Source organism: Nocardioides sp. NPDC059952 (assembly GCF_042730435.1).
Taxonomy (GTDB): domain Bacteria; phylum Actinomycetota; class Actinomycetes; order Propionibacteriales; family Nocardioidaceae; genus Nocardioides.
The window spans coordinates 1-15762 of sequence record NZ_JBHWLY010000107.1 but is presented as its reverse complement, the minus strand read 5'-3'; the positions used below and the strand labels follow the sequence as shown (position 1 = coordinate 15762).

11 protein-coding genes are annotated in these 15762 nt (G+C 70.9%); 2 read left to right on the top strand and 9 right to left on the bottom strand.

Translation table 11 applies throughout. From position 1 onward, the window contains the following. Positions 1-43: 43 nt before the first annotated feature. The 7 genes from ACFV9G_RS28310 to ACFV9G_RS28280 form a co-directional block, all read right to left on the bottom strand. A complete protein-coding gene (locus ACFV9G_RS28310) occupies positions 44-4780 on the bottom strand; it encodes an ExeM/NucH family extracellular endonuclease (RefSeq protein ID WP_378732519.1) in 4737 nt (1578 codons plus the stop codon). 184 nt (positions 4781-4964) lie between these two features. Continuing rightward, positions 4965-5609, bottom strand: coding sequence for a CDP-diacylglycerol--glycerol-3-phosphate 3-phosphatidyltransferase (gene pgsA, locus ACFV9G_RS28305; protein ID WP_378732516.1), 645 nt, complete (start codon positions 5607-5609; stop codon positions 4965-4967). A 10-nt stretch (positions 5610-5619) separates the two neighbouring features. Then, positions 5620-7068, bottom strand: coding sequence for a 30S ribosomal protein S12 methylthiotransferase RimO (rimO, locus tag ACFV9G_RS28300; protein ID WP_378732514.1), 1449 nt, complete (start codon positions 7066-7068; stop codon positions 5620-5622). 61 nt (positions 7069-7129) lie between these two features. Beyond that, positions 7130-7552 (bottom strand): universal stress protein, encoded by a 423-nt coding sequence (locus ACFV9G_RS28295; RefSeq protein WP_378732512.1) that lies wholly within the window; start codon positions 7550-7552, stop codon positions 7130-7132. Beyond that, positions 7549-9084: a tripartite tricarboxylate transporter permease gene (locus tag ACFV9G_RS28290; protein ID WP_378732510.1), complete on the bottom strand. Its 1536-nt coding sequence runs from the start codon at positions 9082-9084 to the stop codon at positions 7549-7551. The genes ACFV9G_RS28295 and ACFV9G_RS28290 overlap by 4 nt, the downstream gene beginning before the upstream one ends. Before the next feature lie 10 nt (positions 9085-9094). Further along, positions 9095-9619, bottom strand: coding sequence for a tripartite tricarboxylate transporter TctB family protein (locus ACFV9G_RS28285; protein ID WP_378732508.1), 525 nt, complete (start codon positions 9617-9619; stop codon positions 9095-9097). Further along, positions 9616-10569 carry a Bug family tripartite tricarboxylate transporter substrate binding protein gene (locus ACFV9G_RS28280; RefSeq protein ID WP_378732506.1) on the bottom strand — a complete coding sequence of 318 codons (954 nt, stop codon included), beginning with the start codon at positions 10567-10569 and terminating at the stop codon, positions 9616-9618. Before ACFV9G_RS28280 ends, ACFV9G_RS28285 begins: the two co-directional genes overlap by 4 nt. 214 nt (positions 10570-10783) lie before the next feature. On the opposite strand from ACFV9G_RS28280, the gene ACFV9G_RS28275 reads away from it, so the two are divergent. Both ACFV9G_RS28275 and ACFV9G_RS28270 read left to right on the top strand, forming a co-directional pair. Continuing rightward, positions 10784-12451: an ATP-binding protein gene (locus ACFV9G_RS28275; RefSeq protein ID WP_378732504.1), complete on the top strand. Its 1668-nt coding sequence runs from the start codon at positions 10784-10786 to the stop codon at positions 12449-12451. Beyond that, a complete protein-coding gene (locus ACFV9G_RS28270; RefSeq protein ID WP_378732502.1) occupies positions 12448-13164 on the top strand; it encodes a response regulator in 717 nt (238 codons plus the stop codon). Before ACFV9G_RS28275 ends, ACFV9G_RS28270 begins: the two co-directional genes overlap by 4 nt. A gap of 10 nt (positions 13165-13174) precedes the next feature. Here the strand turns inward: ACFV9G_RS28270 and ACFV9G_RS28265 are convergent, their stop codons facing one another. Then, positions 13175-14191 carry a LacI family DNA-binding transcriptional regulator gene (locus ACFV9G_RS28265; RefSeq protein WP_378732500.1) on the bottom strand — a complete coding sequence of 339 codons (1017 nt, stop codon included), beginning with the start codon at positions 14189-14191 and terminating at the stop codon, positions 13175-13177. A 24-nt stretch (positions 14192-14215) separates the two neighbouring features. Next, on the bottom strand, positions 14216-15586 hold the full coding sequence (locus ACFV9G_RS28260; protein WP_378732498.1) for a glycoside hydrolase family 16 protein: 1371 nt from the start codon (positions 15584-15586) through the stop codon (positions 14216-14218). Between the last annotated feature and the right edge of the window lie 176 nt (positions 15587-15762).

Below are 15762 nucleotides of genomic sequence, written 5' to 3'. Positions count from 1 at the left end.
GGGTCGTCGCAGTGACGTCCGGGCCGCTATCACCTGTCCCTGATCAGCGAAGCAGCTTCCAGGGACCGTGCTTGTCGCCCGGCCGCTGGTTGCGGGTCCACCACTTCGCCTCGTAGCGGCGGCCCTCGTGGACCACCACGTCACCGGCGGTGAAGATCCGTGACGGCGTCCAGACGGCGGTGCCGTCCTCGGCGGTCACGATCTCCTCCCAGGCGCCGTAGGGGAAGCCGGGCGCGACCGCGGTCGTCCACCACAGCGCCCGCCACAGCGAACCGGCATAGGTCACCTCGTCGCCGGTGCGGTAGATGGTGCGCGCATCCCAGGCCGGGGCCTGCGGGGCCACCTCCTTGACCGTGATCGGCACCAGCACGCTGGTCCCGGTCGTCGAGCCGACGACGGTGAGCTGGTTCGCACCCGGGGGCGCCGTCGAGGGCAGGGTCACCGAGACCGAGGCGGTGCCATGGTTGTCGTACGTCACCGTGCCGATCGTGTTGTCGACCGCCGCGGTGCCCAGCACGGTGTCACCGAGCCGGATCTCCACCGACGAGTCGGTGAGGTCCTGACCGGTCATCGCCAGGGAGGCGAGGTCGAAGGTGACCGTCTCCCCCGGCGCGTACTCCGAAGGTGCCGAGGCCGGGAAGGTCACCTCGACGGCCCGCTGGCCGTAGTCGACCGGCAGCGGCCCCTCGGCAGTCTGATCGGCGAGGTAGTCGACCATCGCGCTCAGGTCGATCTTGCCGGTGTCGCGCTTGCCTGCGCCGTTGGCGAGCTCGCGGAAGTTGTCCCCACCGGAGGCGAGGAACGAGTTCACCGTGACCGAGTAGGTCTCCTCCGGGTCGAGAGGCGAACCGTCGAGCCACATGCCGGTCACCGTGCCCAGCGTGGTGCCGGGATGGGCCGGGTCGTCGGCCTGCGTGTACGTGTAGGTGAACCCGTCGGAGACCCCGAGCCTCAGGAACGGCCGGGACGGCACGGCGCCGGCGGCGTCCCGCTGCCACTGCTGCTCCAGGACGGTCTTGATCTGCGCACCGGTCAGGTCCATGTTGACCAGCGTGTTGGCGAAGGGCTGCACCAGCGCGGCCTGCTTGTAGGTGATGTCGCGAGCCTCGCCGGCCGCGGTTCCGGCCATGTCCGCGCGCAGGCCGCCGGGGTTCATGAACGCGATCTGCGCCTCGCCCGACTCTGGGGCGGAGGTCGCCCAGCGCTGCACCTCGGCGACCGTGTTGCCCAGGGTCGACTCCCCGCCACGGTTCTCGGTGGTCCCGTTGGCGAGCTTGGCGCGGTTGAGCGGCGCCTCGATCTGACCCAGCACCTCGGCACCGAGCACGTCGGCCTTCGCCACCGCGTCGGTGACGATCTTCGCGGTGGCCGCGTCGGGCTGGAAGCCACCCGAGGCCAGCGCGACCAGGCTCGTGGAGAGCCCCTCGACCTCACCCGAGGTGGGGTCGACGGTGTAGACGAGACGGTTCAGGTTGGTGCCGTACTGACCCGCGGAGACCACCGGCCGCTCCGTCACCGCCCGGTCGGCCCACTCGGCGACCGGGAAGGAGCAGTCGTACGCCAGGTGGGTGTGCCCCGAGACGATGGCGTCGACGTTGGCGTTGACGCCGGTGACGATGTCTCCCCAGGTGGTGCCGGGGTTGTCCATCGCGGCACAGTTGATCGACGGGGCTCCCTCGTGGACGAGCATGACGACCACGTCGGCACCTTCGGCCTTGAGCTCGTCGGCGTAGGTGTTCGTCGACTCGACGATGTCGCCGACCTCGAGGTCAGCGATGCCGGCGGGCGAGACCAGGGACGGGAGCTCCTCGGTGACCGCCCCCACGAAGCCGACCTTGACGCCGGACATCTCCTTGATCCAGGTCGCCGGGACCGCCGGGTCGCCGGTGGACTTGAGGGTGACGTTGGCACCGATGTAGGCCCACTCCGCACCGCCCTCGGGGTTGTCCTCCGCGTCGTAGGACGCCATCACCCGGTTGATCAGGTCGTCGTAGCCGGCGTCGAACTCGTGGTTGCCGACCGCGGAGACCTCCAGGCCCGCCTCGTTGAGCGCGTCGATGGTGGGCTTGTCGTGCTGGATGAACGACTCGAAGGTCGAGGCGCCGATCAGGTCACCGGCGGCGGCGAAGACCGTGTTGGGGTTCTCCTCGCGCATCTGCTTGACCGCCCCGGAGAGCAGCGCCGCGCCCGCCTCGGCCCCGTTGGCCTGGATCCGGCCGTGGAAGTCGTTGGTGGCCAGCACCTGTACGTCGACCGGTGCCGCCTCCGCGCTGAGCCCGACGACCACGGGGTCGTGGTCCGAGGAGCGCCACGGGCCGTTCTGGTGCAGGTCGGTGCCGGTGTAGTTGTAGCGGCTGTACTCCTTCAGGATCGGCTCACCGGAGTTCACGTTCCAGATGTCCGTGCCGGTGACCCGGGCCTGCAGCGAGGAGCTGAGCAGGATGTGGTCGAGAGAGCCGACCAGACCGGAGAAGAGGTAGCTGTACTCGGCGTTGCCGGAGACCTTCTCGGAGTCGGCATAGCCGGCCTCGTAGAGGACCTGCAGCGGGTCCTCGGAGGTGTAGGAGTTGAAGTCGCCGGCCAGCGCGACGTCGGCGACACCCGCCGACTCCTGGACCGAGGCCACCCAGTCGCGCAGCGCCGTCGCCTGACGGACCCGCGACTCGTTGGAGGCACCCTGGCCGTCGCCGGTGTCGGCATCGCCCGGCCACGGACCGGCCGAGCCCTTGGACTTGAAGTGGTTGACCACGAACAGGAGCGGCGCGCCACCACCGGCAGGCGCGAAGACCTGCCCGATCGGCTCGCGGGCGTTGCCGAAGGCCTGGTCGTCGTTGCTCTGGTCGCCCAGGGCGAGCGCCTCGCCGACCCGGTTCACCGAGCCCGGCTTGTAGATGATCGCGTTGGTGATCACGTCCATGCCGTCGGCCGGGAGCTGGGCAGAGATCGGGTTGGCCGCCCAGGTGCCAGCGCCTGCCGCGGCGTTGAGCGCGGCCACCAACGACTCGGTCGCCTCGCCCGGCGCCTCGCCGAGCGTGGTGGAGTTCTCGATCTCCATCAGGCCGACGACGTCCGCGTCGAGCGCGTTGATCGCGGAGACGATCTTGGCCTGCTGCCGCTCGAAGTCCTCGGGGTCCCAGGCACCGCGCTGGTCGCAGCCGCCGGAGACGTTGTTGCCGTCACCCGCCCGATCGACGTACGCCTCGCAGCCGCCGTCACCGACGTTGTCGTCGTCGGCGTCGCCGAGCGTGGTGAAGTAGTTGAGCACGTTGAACGAGGCGACCTTCAGGCCGGCGTCGCCGAGCTTGGCGGCGTCGGGGGCCTCGGTGCGTACGTTCTCGAAGTCACCCGGCCACGTCGACGGGTCTGCCGAGATCGGGGCGGTCGGCTGGAGCCGGTAGGTCGGGGCTGTGGGCGAGCCGCCCTCCGTGAAGATCACCGGGTCCAGGTCGGCCGAGGCGCCGACCGCGATCGGGGCGTCGTTGGAGACCCACGGGAGGTCCGCGTCGGTCGGGACCCGCCACGAGGTGGAGCGGCCGTCGTCGAGGACGATCCGGCGGGCGGCGTTGTCGGCCGCGACGGCCGCGGCCTCCGCCGAGCCCGGACGGGCGACCTCGGTCGGCTGGAGCAGCGGCTTGTCGCCGGAGGCGAGGCCGAGCTCGCCGTAGACCGTGGAGCCGGTGTAGGTGTCGGCGACGGTGAGCTCGGCGGGGGCGAACAGCATGCCCTCCAGCGACTCCTTCTGCGCGACCGTGCTCGGCCAGTCGGTCGTCACCGGCGCGATCTCGCCGGTGCCGCCGGCCACGATGCCCGCCGCCGAGCTGACCTCGACCTCGGTCAGACCGGCGTACTCCTTGACCAGGCCGGTCACGGTGACCTTGTCGCCGATCTTGGCGGTGACCGCGCCGGCGGCCTGGGTCTGGTAGACGAAGACCGCGTCCGAGGCCGGGTGGTCCGCGAGCGAGCGCTCGCCGCCGGTGCCCTCGGTCTGGAGGTAGAAGCCGGAGAACCCACCCGAGGGGTAGGCCGCGGTGACGATGCCGGAGGTGATGACGGTCTGGCCGGCCAGCGGGCTGGTGGTGCCCTCGCCCTGGATCTCGGCCGGGGTGGCCGCGACCGGGTCGCCGGGCTCCTCGGGCTCCTCCGGCTCGCCGCCGGTCGGGGTCGGCGTCGGCGTGGTGCGGGTGAAGTCGGCGGAGTTGTCGTCGGTGTCCGCACCGCCGGTGCGGCTCAGCGACTGGGTCGCAGTCGCGGTGGCACCCGCGGGCGCACCCTCGAAGGAGGTCGCACCCGAGGTGCCGAAGAAGTCGACGATGCCCGCGACCCCGACGGTCGACCCGGAGGTCGCGACCACCGCGGTGCCCTGCTGGAGGGAGATCTGCCCGCCCGCGGCGGCCATCGAGAAGGCCGGCGACGCGGTGTGGTCAGGGGTCGGCAGCGCCTCGCCGGTCGTGCCGGCGGCCGACATCTGGATCAGGTAGTGCGCGCCTGCCGCCACCGAGCCGGTCAGCGCCTGCGGGGCACCGCCGCTGCCCCCGCTCGCGGAGCGGTAGTGGATGGCCAGACCGTTGAGGGCGATCGCCTCATCGGTCGGGTTGAAGAGCTCGACGAAGTCCGCGTTGTAGACCGCGCCGGAGTTGCCTCCGGCGCCGTAGACCTCGGAGATGACCAGGTTGTCCCCGGCAGGCGTTGCCTGCGCGACCGGGACAGCCACTGCGTACAGACCGGCGGTGGCGACCGTGAGGCCCACCGCCGATCCGAGCAGCGAACGTGCTGACAGCATTGAGACGACTCCCCGCATGAGGTGAAAGAGTGAGTGCGCCAGCCGGCCTGCCCGATCAGTGCGATCGCTGAGGACCGACCGAAACGACGTGACTCTAACCCGGCGTACGTCTCGTTGGGAGCGCCTTGGGTGAACGTCCGGTAACGGAGTTACAACTAGTCGAAATGGTCCAGACCAGTCGCGGTTACTCGGCCCCGCCACGCAGCGAGGCGCGCTGCTTCCACACCCCGGCGAAGAACTGGGCGCCGGACCACATCGTCAGCGCGACCGCGACCGCGAGACAGATCTGGAAGGCGTAGAAGAGCAGCTCCCCGACCAGGGCGTCACCGAAGGCGCCACCGTGGGCGGAACCGTGCGGGAGCGGCATCAGCAGGCCGCCGAGGGCGACCGCCTGCACCGTGGTCTTGATCTTGCCGAGCTGGTCGGCGGGGATCACGATCTTCTTCAGGACCGAGAGCCGCAGCAGCGTGACGCTCCACTCGCGCAGCAGCACGATGATCGTGACCCACCACCACACGTCGCCGACGATCGAGAGCCCGATGAGGGCCATCCCGGTGACCGCCTTGTCGGCGATCGGGTCGGCGATCTTGCCGAAGTCGGTGATCAGGTTGTGCTTGCGGGCCAGGTCACCGTCGATCTTGTCGGTGATCATCGCCAGCGCGAAGATCGCGAAGGAGACCCAGCGCAGGGTCGGGTTGTCGCCGCCGTCGGCGAGCAGCGCCCACGCGAAGAACGGCACCGCGAGGATCCGCAGCGTGGTCAGCGCATTGGGTACGTTCCAGTTGCTGGTCTTCTCGGCGGTCCCGGCATCATTGGGCTCAGCGTTCACGGGCTGCACCCTAACCGTTCACCGAGGCGACCAGGTCAACGCCTTCGGAGGCGATGACGGTCGCGGTCACCAGATCACCCGGACGTACGCCCTCGACGTCGCCCTCCAGGGAGGTCATCCCGTCCACCTCAGGCCCCTGGTGGGCGGAGCGGCCCCAGATCTCGCCGTCGGAGGTCTCCTCGACGAGCACGACGACCTGCTCCCCGATCCGCTCCTCGGCGCGCTGGGCGGTGAGCTCCTCGACGAGCTCGTTGACGTGCTCGACGCGGGCGCGGATCTCATCGGCGTCCAGCTTGAGCGACTCGTCGAAGCCGGCGGCCTCGGTGCCCTCCTCGTCGGAGTAGCCGAAGACGCCGGTGACGTCCATGCGGGCGGCGACCAGGAAGTCGGTGAGGATCTCGAGGTCCTCCTCGGTCTCGCCGGGGAAGCCGACGATGACGTTGGACCGCACCCCGGCCTCCGGGGCGTACGCGCGGACCTGCTCGAGCAGGCCCAGGAAGCTCTCCGGGTCGCCGAACCGCTTCATCCGCCGCAGGACGGCGTTGGAGGCGTGCTGGAAGCTCAGGTCGAAGTAGGGCGTCACACCGGGCGTGGTGGCGATGACCTTCAGCAGGTCTGGCCGGGTCTCGGCGGGCTGGAGGTAGGAGACGCGCACGCGCTCGACGCCGTCGATGCCGGCCAGCTCCGGCAGGAGCGTCTCGAGCAGCCGGATGTCGCCGAGGTCCTTGCCGTAGGAGGTGGAGTTCTCCGAGACCAGGAAGAGCTCCTTGACGCCCTGCTGAGCCAGCCACTGGGCCTCGTGGAGCACGTCGGAGGGGCGTCGCGAGACGAAGGATCCGCGGAACTGCGGGATCGCGCAGAAGGTGCACCGGCGGTCACAGCCCGAGGCGAGCTTGAGCGGTGCCCACGGGGCGTCGTCGAGCCGCGTACGTCCTGCGAAACCGGGCACCTGGTCGACCGCGGCCATGCCGGGGACCGAGATGGCGGAGGCGTCGCGCTCGACCGGGGAGATCGGGAGCAGCAGGCGCCGGTCCTGGGGCGTGTGCGGGTGGTGGGTCTCACCGGCCAGGATCGCGCGGAGCTTGGCGGCGATGTCGGGGTAGTCGTCGAAGCCGAGCACCGCGTCGGCCTCGGGGAGCTCGGCGGCCAGGTCCTTGCCGTAGCGCTCGGCCATGCAGCCGACCGCAACGACCGCCTGAGCCCGACCGGTCTCCTTGAGATCAGCTGCTTCGAGCAGCGTGTCGACCGAGTCCTTCTTAGCCTGCTCGACGAACCCGCACGTGTTGACGACCACCGTGTCGGCCTCGTCCGGGTCGGCGACCAGCCGGAAGCCACCGGCTGTCAGCCGGCCGGCGAGCTCCTCGGAGTCCACCTCGTTGCGGGTGCACCCGAGGGTCACCATGGCGACCGACAGAAGGGGCTGGTCGGTCTCGGCGGAGGGTTCGGTGGCAGTGCTCATCACCGTGAAGTATGACGGGCACACGCCCCGGACACCGAACCCTCGCGCCGTGGAGCGTCGATCAGTCGGGGACCGAGCCCGGCTTCACGGACAGGACCGGGCAGGAGGCGCCGAGCAGGATCCGCTGCGCGACGCTGCCCATCAGCAGCTTGCCGACCGGCGTACGCCGCCGCAGACCGACCACGACCAGCTTGGCGTCGAGCTGCTCGGCGGCGTCGAGGACGGCGCCGGCGACGTCCGGGTCGATGGACTGCCGGATCTCGTGGGGCCGGCCGGACGCGGTGAGCCGGCGCTCGAGCTCGCCCACCTGCTCGTCGAGGGCGTAGCGGTCGTCGACCAGGGCGTCGCCCCGGGAGGCGTTGACGACCACGACGCCGCGGTCACGACGCTCGGCGTCGGCGAGCGCCCAGTCCAGCGCGACCGAGCCGAAGACGTCGGGCGCCCACGCCACGACCACCCAGCCACCTGCGGGAGTCTCGCTCATGACTTTGCCAGCTCCTTCTCGTCGTCGAGCTCGTCGGGGTCGGCCGACTGCTCGGCCCGTGCCCTGAGCCGGGCGATGAACGGCCGGCCCAGGATGAACAGTGCGATCAGGACATAGATGACCACCGCCAGCGGCTCGCTCAGCAGCGCCGTGTAGTCACCGCCCGAGATGGTCAGCGCCTCGCGCAGCTTGGTCTCCATGAGCGGGCCCAGGATGACGCCCAGGATGAGCGGCAGCACCGGCAGACCGAAGCGGCGCATCATCAGCCCGAGCAGGCCGAAGGCGACCAGCAGTGCGATGTCGAACGGGTCCAGGTTGGTGGCGTACGCCCCCAGGCAGGCGAAGAACAGGATGCCTGCGTAGAGCTGCGGGCGCGGGATCCGCAGCAGCCGGGCCCACAGCGGCGCCAGCGGCAGGTTGAGCACCAGCAGCAGGGTGTTGCCGATCAGCAGGCTGGCCAGCAGCGTCCACACCAGGTCGGCGTGGTCGGTCATCAGCTGGGGCCCCGGGGTGATGCCGTAGCCCTGGAGCGCGGAGAGCATCACCGCGGCGGTGGCGGTCACCGGCAGACCGAGAGCCAGCATCGGCACGAACATCCCGGCGGCCGAGGCGTTGTTGGCCGCCTCCGGCCCGGCGACGCCCTCGATCGCGCCGCGGCCGAAGTCGCCCCGCTTGGAGAGCTTCCGCTCGGTCAGGTAGGAGAGGAACGTCGGGATCTCGGCGCCGCCGGCGGGAAGGGCACCGAACGGGAACCCGAACGCGGTGCCGCGCAGCCACGGCTTCCAGGAACGGCCCCAGTCGTCGCGGCCCATCCAGGGCCGGCCGACCGGGACCACGTGCGCCGGGCGGCGGCGCAGGTGGGCGGCCACCCACAGGGCCTCGCCGAGGGCGAAGATGCCGACCGCGACGACCACGATGTCGAGCCGGTCGACGAGCTGGGTCACACCGAAGGTGAGCCGCGGCTGGCCGGTGTTGAGGTCGAGACCGACCAGGCCGATCGTCAGGCCGAGGAACAGCGCCGCGAAGCCGCGCAGGGCCGAGGTGCCGAGCACCGTCGTGGTCATGACCAGGGCCAGGACCATCAGCGCGAAGTACGAGGGCGCACCCAGCTCGACGGCCACGTCGGCCAGCGCCGGGGAGAAGAAGGCCACCAGGATCGTGCCGATGGTGCCGGCGACGAACGAGCCGACCGCGGCGGTGGCCAGCGCCTGCGCGCCACGCCCCGCTCTGGCCATCCGGTTGCCTTCCAGCGCCGTCATCACCGAGGCGGACTCCCCCGGTGTGTTCAGCAGGATCGAGGTGGTGGAGCCGCCGTACATACCGCCGTAGTAGAGGCCGGCGAACATGATGAACGCGCTGGTCGGCTCGAGTCGGTACGTCACGGGCAGCAGCAGCGCGATGGCCATCGCCGGCCCGATGCCGGGCAGCACGCCGACGAAGGTGCCCAGCAGCACGCCGATGGCGGCATAGAGCAGGTTCATCGGGGTCAGGGCGGACTCGAGTCCACCCATGAGCAGTTGGAAGTTCTCCATCAGTCAGTCCTCACAAGATCCCGTCGAGTACGCCAGGGGTGAGCGGGATGCCCAGACCGACGTAGAAGGCGTACCAGCTGGCGACCGAGAGGACGAGCCCGACGATCACGTCGCGCACCAGCGTGCGGCTGCCGAGGCACCAGGCGGCGCCGGCGAACAGCAACCCGCCCGAGATCGCCCAGCCGAGCAGGTTCACGGTCGCGACCGTGAACAGCAGGACCCCGACCAGCTTGAGGACCGTCAGCCAGTCGGCCGACGAGCTCAGGTCGACGTCCTCGCCGTCCTCGGGCTCCGGCTGGGAGCCGCGGGCGGTGGCGACGGCCAGCAGCACACCGACGACGACGAGGCCGGCGCCGATGACGTACGGGAAGACGCGGGGGCCGACCGGGTCGGCGAAGCCGACCTCCAGACCGGCGGCGTCGATGACCGTGTAGATCCCGACGACGATCAGGAACCCGGCCAGGCCGTACTGGCCGTAGTCGATCCGGCGCGCGGTGCTCTTGTGCCCGGGCGCTTCGGTTTCGTGGACGCTCACAGCAGATCCAGCTCCTTCAGGGTCGAGGCGACGCGCTGGTCCTGCTCGACCAGCAGGTCGTCGAAGTCGTCGCCGGTCACGAAGGCGTCGGTCCAGCCGTTGTCCTTCAGCGCCTGCTGCCACTGCTTCGAGTCGTGCATCTGGGTGAGCAGGTCGATCAGCTCCTGCCGGCGCTCGTCGCTGATGCCCGGCGGGGCGAGTACGCCGCGCCAGTTGAGGAAGACCAGGTCGATGCCGCTCTCGGTCAGCGTGGGCGCGTCGGCGAAGACGCCGGTGCCACGCTCGTCGCCGGAGACGGCCAGGACCCGCAGCTCACCGGCCTCCACCTGGCCCTCGAACTCGGCGAGACCGGAGAAGCCGACCTCGATCTTGTGGCCCAGCAGCGCGCTGGTGAGCGGGCCGCCACCGTCGTACGGGACGTAGGTGACGTCCTTCGGGTCGATGCCGGCGGCCTCGGCCAGCTGCATCGGGAAGAGGTGGTCGGGGCCACCCGGTGAGGAGCCGCCGCCGACCACGATCGACTCGGGGTCCTCGGCCCAAGCCTTCACCAGGTCGTCGATGGTCTTGAACGGTGAGTCGGCCGGAACCAGCACGCCCTCCTGCTCCTCGATGAGCTGGGCGATCGGGGTGGCGTCCTGGGGACGGGCGTTCACGCCGAAGGAGTAGGTGGAGCCGACCACGCCGAGACCGATGGTCATGAGCAGGTTGCCATTGCCCTCCTCGCTCATCAGGCGGGACATCGCGACGGAGCCGCCGGCGCCCAGGATGTTGGTCACCTGGATGTCGCCGCCGGTCATGTTGTCGCGGTCGAGGACCCCCACGGCCGCCCGGCCGGTCTGGTCATAGCCGCCTCCGGGGCTGTTCGGGATCCACATGTCGAGGTCGCGGGACTCCGCGCCACGGGTCACGCCGCAGGCCGATGCCGCGGCGAGCAGGCAGGTCGCGAGCACGACGGCGAGAGCACGAGTTCGGCGTATGCTCGCTGCCCGACTCGATTGCCGCTGCTGCGTCGGCAGCGGCGGCTGGCTCGGATCGGGCGGGGACTGCGATGTCGGCGTCGACAACGGCTGGCCTCCAGACTCAGGGGATGAAACGGTCAGTGGCGATGGTCACAGTCCGGGGTGAGCGCCGTCACCATTCGGCAACCAAAGGAGGTTGTGTAACTTGTGGTCACCGGGATCGCGCCGTCACCTGTCGCTGGCCGGGCAGGTGCTGGTGCTGCAGCTCTCGGTGCTGCTGCTCGTCGTCGTGGCGACCAGCATCGTCTCCCTTCGGCAGAGCGACGCCGACTTCCGTGACTCCCGCGAGGACCGGCTGCGCGCCGCCGCGGAGAGCCTGGCCGGGATCGCGGCGGTCCAGGACGGGCTGACCAGCACCCCCGACCGGCAGGCTCTGAGCTTCTACCTGCAGACCCGGGCCGCGGACGCAGGCGCCGACACCGCCTACCTCACCGGCCTCGACGGCGAGGTGCTCGTCGCCACCGACCCCACCCGGGTCGGCGAGAGGCTCGACCTGGGCAGGCGCGAGACGAGCCGGGCCTGGTCCGGCGACATCGACGACGCCGGCCGCCGGGCGATCGCCGCCCAGGTCCCCGTCTACGGCGGTGGCTCGACCGGTACGGACCCCGAGGCGCCACGTCCGGTCGGCGTCGTCGTGGTGACCGAGGACTATCCACCGCTGACCGAGCGCCTCGCCCGCACCTGGGCCGACGCCCTCACCGTGCTCCTGGCCGGCCTCGCGCTCGGGGTGCTGGGGTCGTGGCTGCTGGCGCGGCTGATCAAGCGGCGTACGCGTGGCCTGGAGCCCCGCGACATCGCCGCCCTCGCCGACCATCGCGAGGGCCTGCTGCGCTCGATCCGCGAGGGGGTGCTGGCCGTCGGCGCCGACGGACGGGTCAGCCTGATGAGCGACAGCGCCCGCGAGCTGCTCGGCCTTCGGGAAGACCCGACCGGGCGCCGGCTCGACGAGCTCGACCTGCCCGCCGAGACCCTCGCCCTGCTCAGCGGGCCCGAGGAGGTGCACGACGCACCGCTGGTCGCCGGCGAGCGGGTGCTCGTGCTGAACCGCAACCGGGTCCACCACGACGGCCGCCCCGCAGGCACCGTCACCACGCTGCGCGACCGCACCGAGCTGGTGGCGCTGCAGAGCGAGCTCAACGCCCGGGAGAGCGTCACCGAGACCCTGCGGGCGCAGACCCACGAGTTCAGCAACCAGCTGCACACCATCACCGGACTGCTCGAGCTCGAGGAGTACGCCGAGGTCGGCCACTTCGTCACCGGCCTGACCGCACGCCGGGCGGCCCTGAGCGACCACATCACCTCCCGGATAGACGACCCCGCGGTGGCCGCGCTGCTCGTCGCCAAGGCCAGCCTGGCCGCCGAGCGACGGGTGAGCATCGACGTGGACGCAGCCAGCTCCCTCCCTCGCCTCACCCCCGACGGATCGGCCGACGTGGTCACGGTCCTCGGCAACCTGGTCGACAACGCCGTCGACGCGGCCGCCCTGGTCGGGCCGCTCGACGGTCGGGTCGGCGTACGCCTGACCGCCGAGGGCGAGACCGTGACGGTGCGCGTCTCCGACACCGGCGGCGGCGTTCCGGCCGAGCGTCTGCCCGAGATCTTCCGGCGCGGATTCAGCACCAAGCCGCGCGACGCCAGCGGCCGCGGCGTGGGGCTCGCGCTGGTGCAGCTGGTGTGCCGCGCACGCGGCGGCGAGGTCGAGGTGGAGAATAGCGGGTCGGAGGAGCGCCCCGGAGCGGTCTTCATCGCGACCCTGCCGGGCGCCGCGCCGCTCGCCCCACCCACCACCGCCGCCCCCGAGGAGTCCCGATGACGTCCGCACCCGAGCTCACCGTGCTCGTGGTCGAGGACGACTTCATGGTCGCCTCGATCCACACCCGTTTCGTCGAGCGCGTCGAGGGGTTCCGGGTCGTCGGCGTCGCCGCCACCGGCTCCCAGGCGCTCGAGGAGACCGCCCGGCTCTCCCCCGACGTGCTCCTGCTCGACGTGCATCTTCCCGACTTCAGCGGCATCGAGCTGCTGCGCCGGCTGCGCGGACGAGGCGACGACGCCGCCGTCATCGTCATCACCGCGGCTCGCGAGGCCGACACGGTGCGGGCCGCCGCGGCCGGCGGCGCCGCCCACTACGTGGTGAAGCCGTTCCCGTTCGAGGATCTGGCCGCCCGGCTCGATGACGTCCGCCGCTCCCGCGAGGCGCTCGCCCGGATCGGGCAACGAGCCGAGGGCCCCGGGCACCGCGACGAGGTCCAGGCCGGCATCGACGAGGTCTTCAGCCACCAGGGCGCACGCGAGGCCCGTGAACGGCTGCCGAAGGGGCTCAGCGCCGAGACCGCCCGGGCCGTGCTGGCCGCGCTGCAGACCGCCGGTGAGCTCAGCGCCACCGAGTGCGCCGACGCGATCGGAGTCTCCCGGGTGAGCGCCCGCCGCTACCTCGAGCACTTCGCGAGCACGGGTCGGATCGACGTACGTCTCAACTACGGCACCGCCGGGCGGCCCGAGCGGCGCTACCGCGCGAGTGACGCCTGAGACCGCTGCCTCAGGCGGACTCGCGGATCACCAGCCTGGTCGGGAGCACGACGGAGGCCTCGACCTCCTCCCCCGCCACCAGGCGGAGGATCTGCTCGGCGAGGCGGGTGCCGATCTCGTGGATCGGCTGGTGCACGGTCGTCAGCGGCGGGTCGGTGAACCGGGCCGCCTCGACGTCGTCGAACCCGATCACCGCCACGTCGTCGGGCACCCGGCGGCCGAGCCTTCGCAGCGTACGCAGGGCGCCGTCGGCCATCAGGTCGGAGGCCGCGAAGACGGCGTCGATGCCGGGATCGCGCTGCAGCAGCTGTTCCATCGCATCGATCCCGGACTGGCGCATGAAGTCGCCCTCCTCGACCAGCGGAACCGCCCCCGGAACGGCTTGGAGACCGGTGAGGTAGCCGGCCAGACGCTCGCGCCCGGCGACCATGTCCTGCGGCCCCGCGATCGTCGCGATCCGGCGCCGGCCAAGACCGACGAGGTGCTTCATCGCCGCCTCCACGCCGCTGGCGTGCTCGACGTCGATGAACGGCACCGTCGCCTCGCCCAGCGGCCGCCCGCTGGTGACGACCGGGACGCCCGCCGCCCGCAGCTCCTCGGGCAGGGTGTCGGCGCCGTGCATCGAGGCGAGCACGACACCGTCGACGGTGCGGCCGTGCACGTAGCGCAGGATCCGGTCGTGGCTCGACTGCGTCGAGGCGAGCAGCAGCACCAGCTGCTTGTCCGCCTTCTCCAGCGCCTCCCCGACGCCGCGGATCACGCCCGGGAAGAACGCGTCGTCGGAGAACACCCGGGTGGCCGACTCGGGCAGGATCAGCGCGATCGAGTCCGTACGCTGCGTCACCAGGCTCCGCGCCGCCGGGTTCGGCACGTAGCCGAGGTCGGCGATGGCCCGGCGGATGCTCTCGGCGATGTCGGCGCGCACGGTCGTGGAGCCGTTGACGACGCGCGAGACAGTCGCTCGTGAGGCCCCGGCCGCCCGCGCCACCGTCTCCAGCGTCGGCCGGCCGGCCGGGGTCTCGTTCATGTATCGAAACCTATCGCTAACCGCTCACCTTGAGAACGTGAACCAGTTGACGTTGACGAAGTCGGCCGGCTGGCCGCTGGTGAAGCGCAGGTAGACCGTGTGCGTTCCGGTCACCCCGCTGATGGCGCCCGGGACCGTACGCCACGTCTGCCAGCCGCCGGTGTCGGCCACCGAGAAGCTGCCGATCGGTGCGTTGTTCACGTTGTCGAGCCGCACCTCGACCAGGCCGCTGACCCCCGCGGGCGCACCGGACGCGACCCTCGCGGAGAACGTCCGGGCGGCGCTCGAACCGAAGTTCACGCCGTCGTAGCGGAGCCAGTCGCCGTTGCTGAGGTAGCCGACGTCCTGACCACCGCCGGTGTCGGTGGTCGTCTCGGTCTGGGTGCCGCTCTGGCCGTTGTAGGACTCGGCCTGGATCGTCGAGTAGGCGTCGCGGTTGCCCGTCTCCGGCGGGTCGGTCGGCTCGGTGGTGCCGCCGCCCTTGGAGTAGACCGCGACGTAGTCGACCAGCATCGGCACGCCGGAGGCGGTCGCCGAAGTCGGGTTGCCGGGCCAGCCGCCGCCGATCGCGACGTTGAGGATGATGAAGAAGCCGTGGTTGGTCGCGTTGTTCCAGGTCGTCGCGTCGACCTGGTCCGAGCGCACCGTGTGGAAGAGCGTGTTGTCGACGTAGAAGCGGATCTGCTGCGGGCTGGTGCTGCGGTCCCACTCCATCGCATAGGTGTGGAACGACGACTGGCAGGTCGAGCCCGGGCAGCCCTGGATAGTCCCACCGAGGCCCGTGGTCTCGTTGCACGGCCCGCCGGGCGAGGTGCCACAGTGCAGGGTGCCCCAGACCTGGTTGGCCCCGTTGACGTTCTCCATGATGTCGATCTCGCCGATGCCCGGCCAGTTCCAGTAGTTGCCACGGAAGGGCTCGCCGAGCATCCAGAACGCCGGCCAGATGCCCTGCGCGGCCGCACCGGTCACGTTGGGCATCTGGATGCGACCCTCGACGCGGAGCACGCCGCCCGACGGCGGCTGGAAGTTCGTCCGGGTCGTCTCGATGCGGCCGGAGGTCCAGTTGCCGGCGCCGTCGCGGATCGGCTTGATGACGAGGTTGCCGGTGCCGTCCTGGTAGACGTTCTGGGTGCTGTCGCTGTGGTAGGCGATCTCGCCGGTGCCCCAGTTCGCGGCACCGCCGGGGTAGGAGTGGCCGATGTCGTAGATCCAGTCGTTGGTGTTGATCCGCGACCCGGCCGCACCGGTGAAGTCGTCGCTCCACACCTTCGTCCAGCCGGCCGGGGTGCCCGGCTCCGACGCCTCCGAGGCCTGTCCGAACGATGTCAGCGGGATCGCCACCGCGACCATGCCGGCCGCGATCGCAGCGGCTCCTAATGCCTTCAGAATTCTCATGATGACTCGCTTTCCGAATGAACGAGCGATGAGTCCTGGCGACTCGTGAGAGCGCTCTCTCGGATGTCATGGTGGCAGAGCGATGTGACCGCTGTCACCCATCGCTCGAACTCTTTACAACCCACCGAGTCGGCTGGTCCCGACAGAAAATGTCGCCGAGTCGGCTCGTTATGACG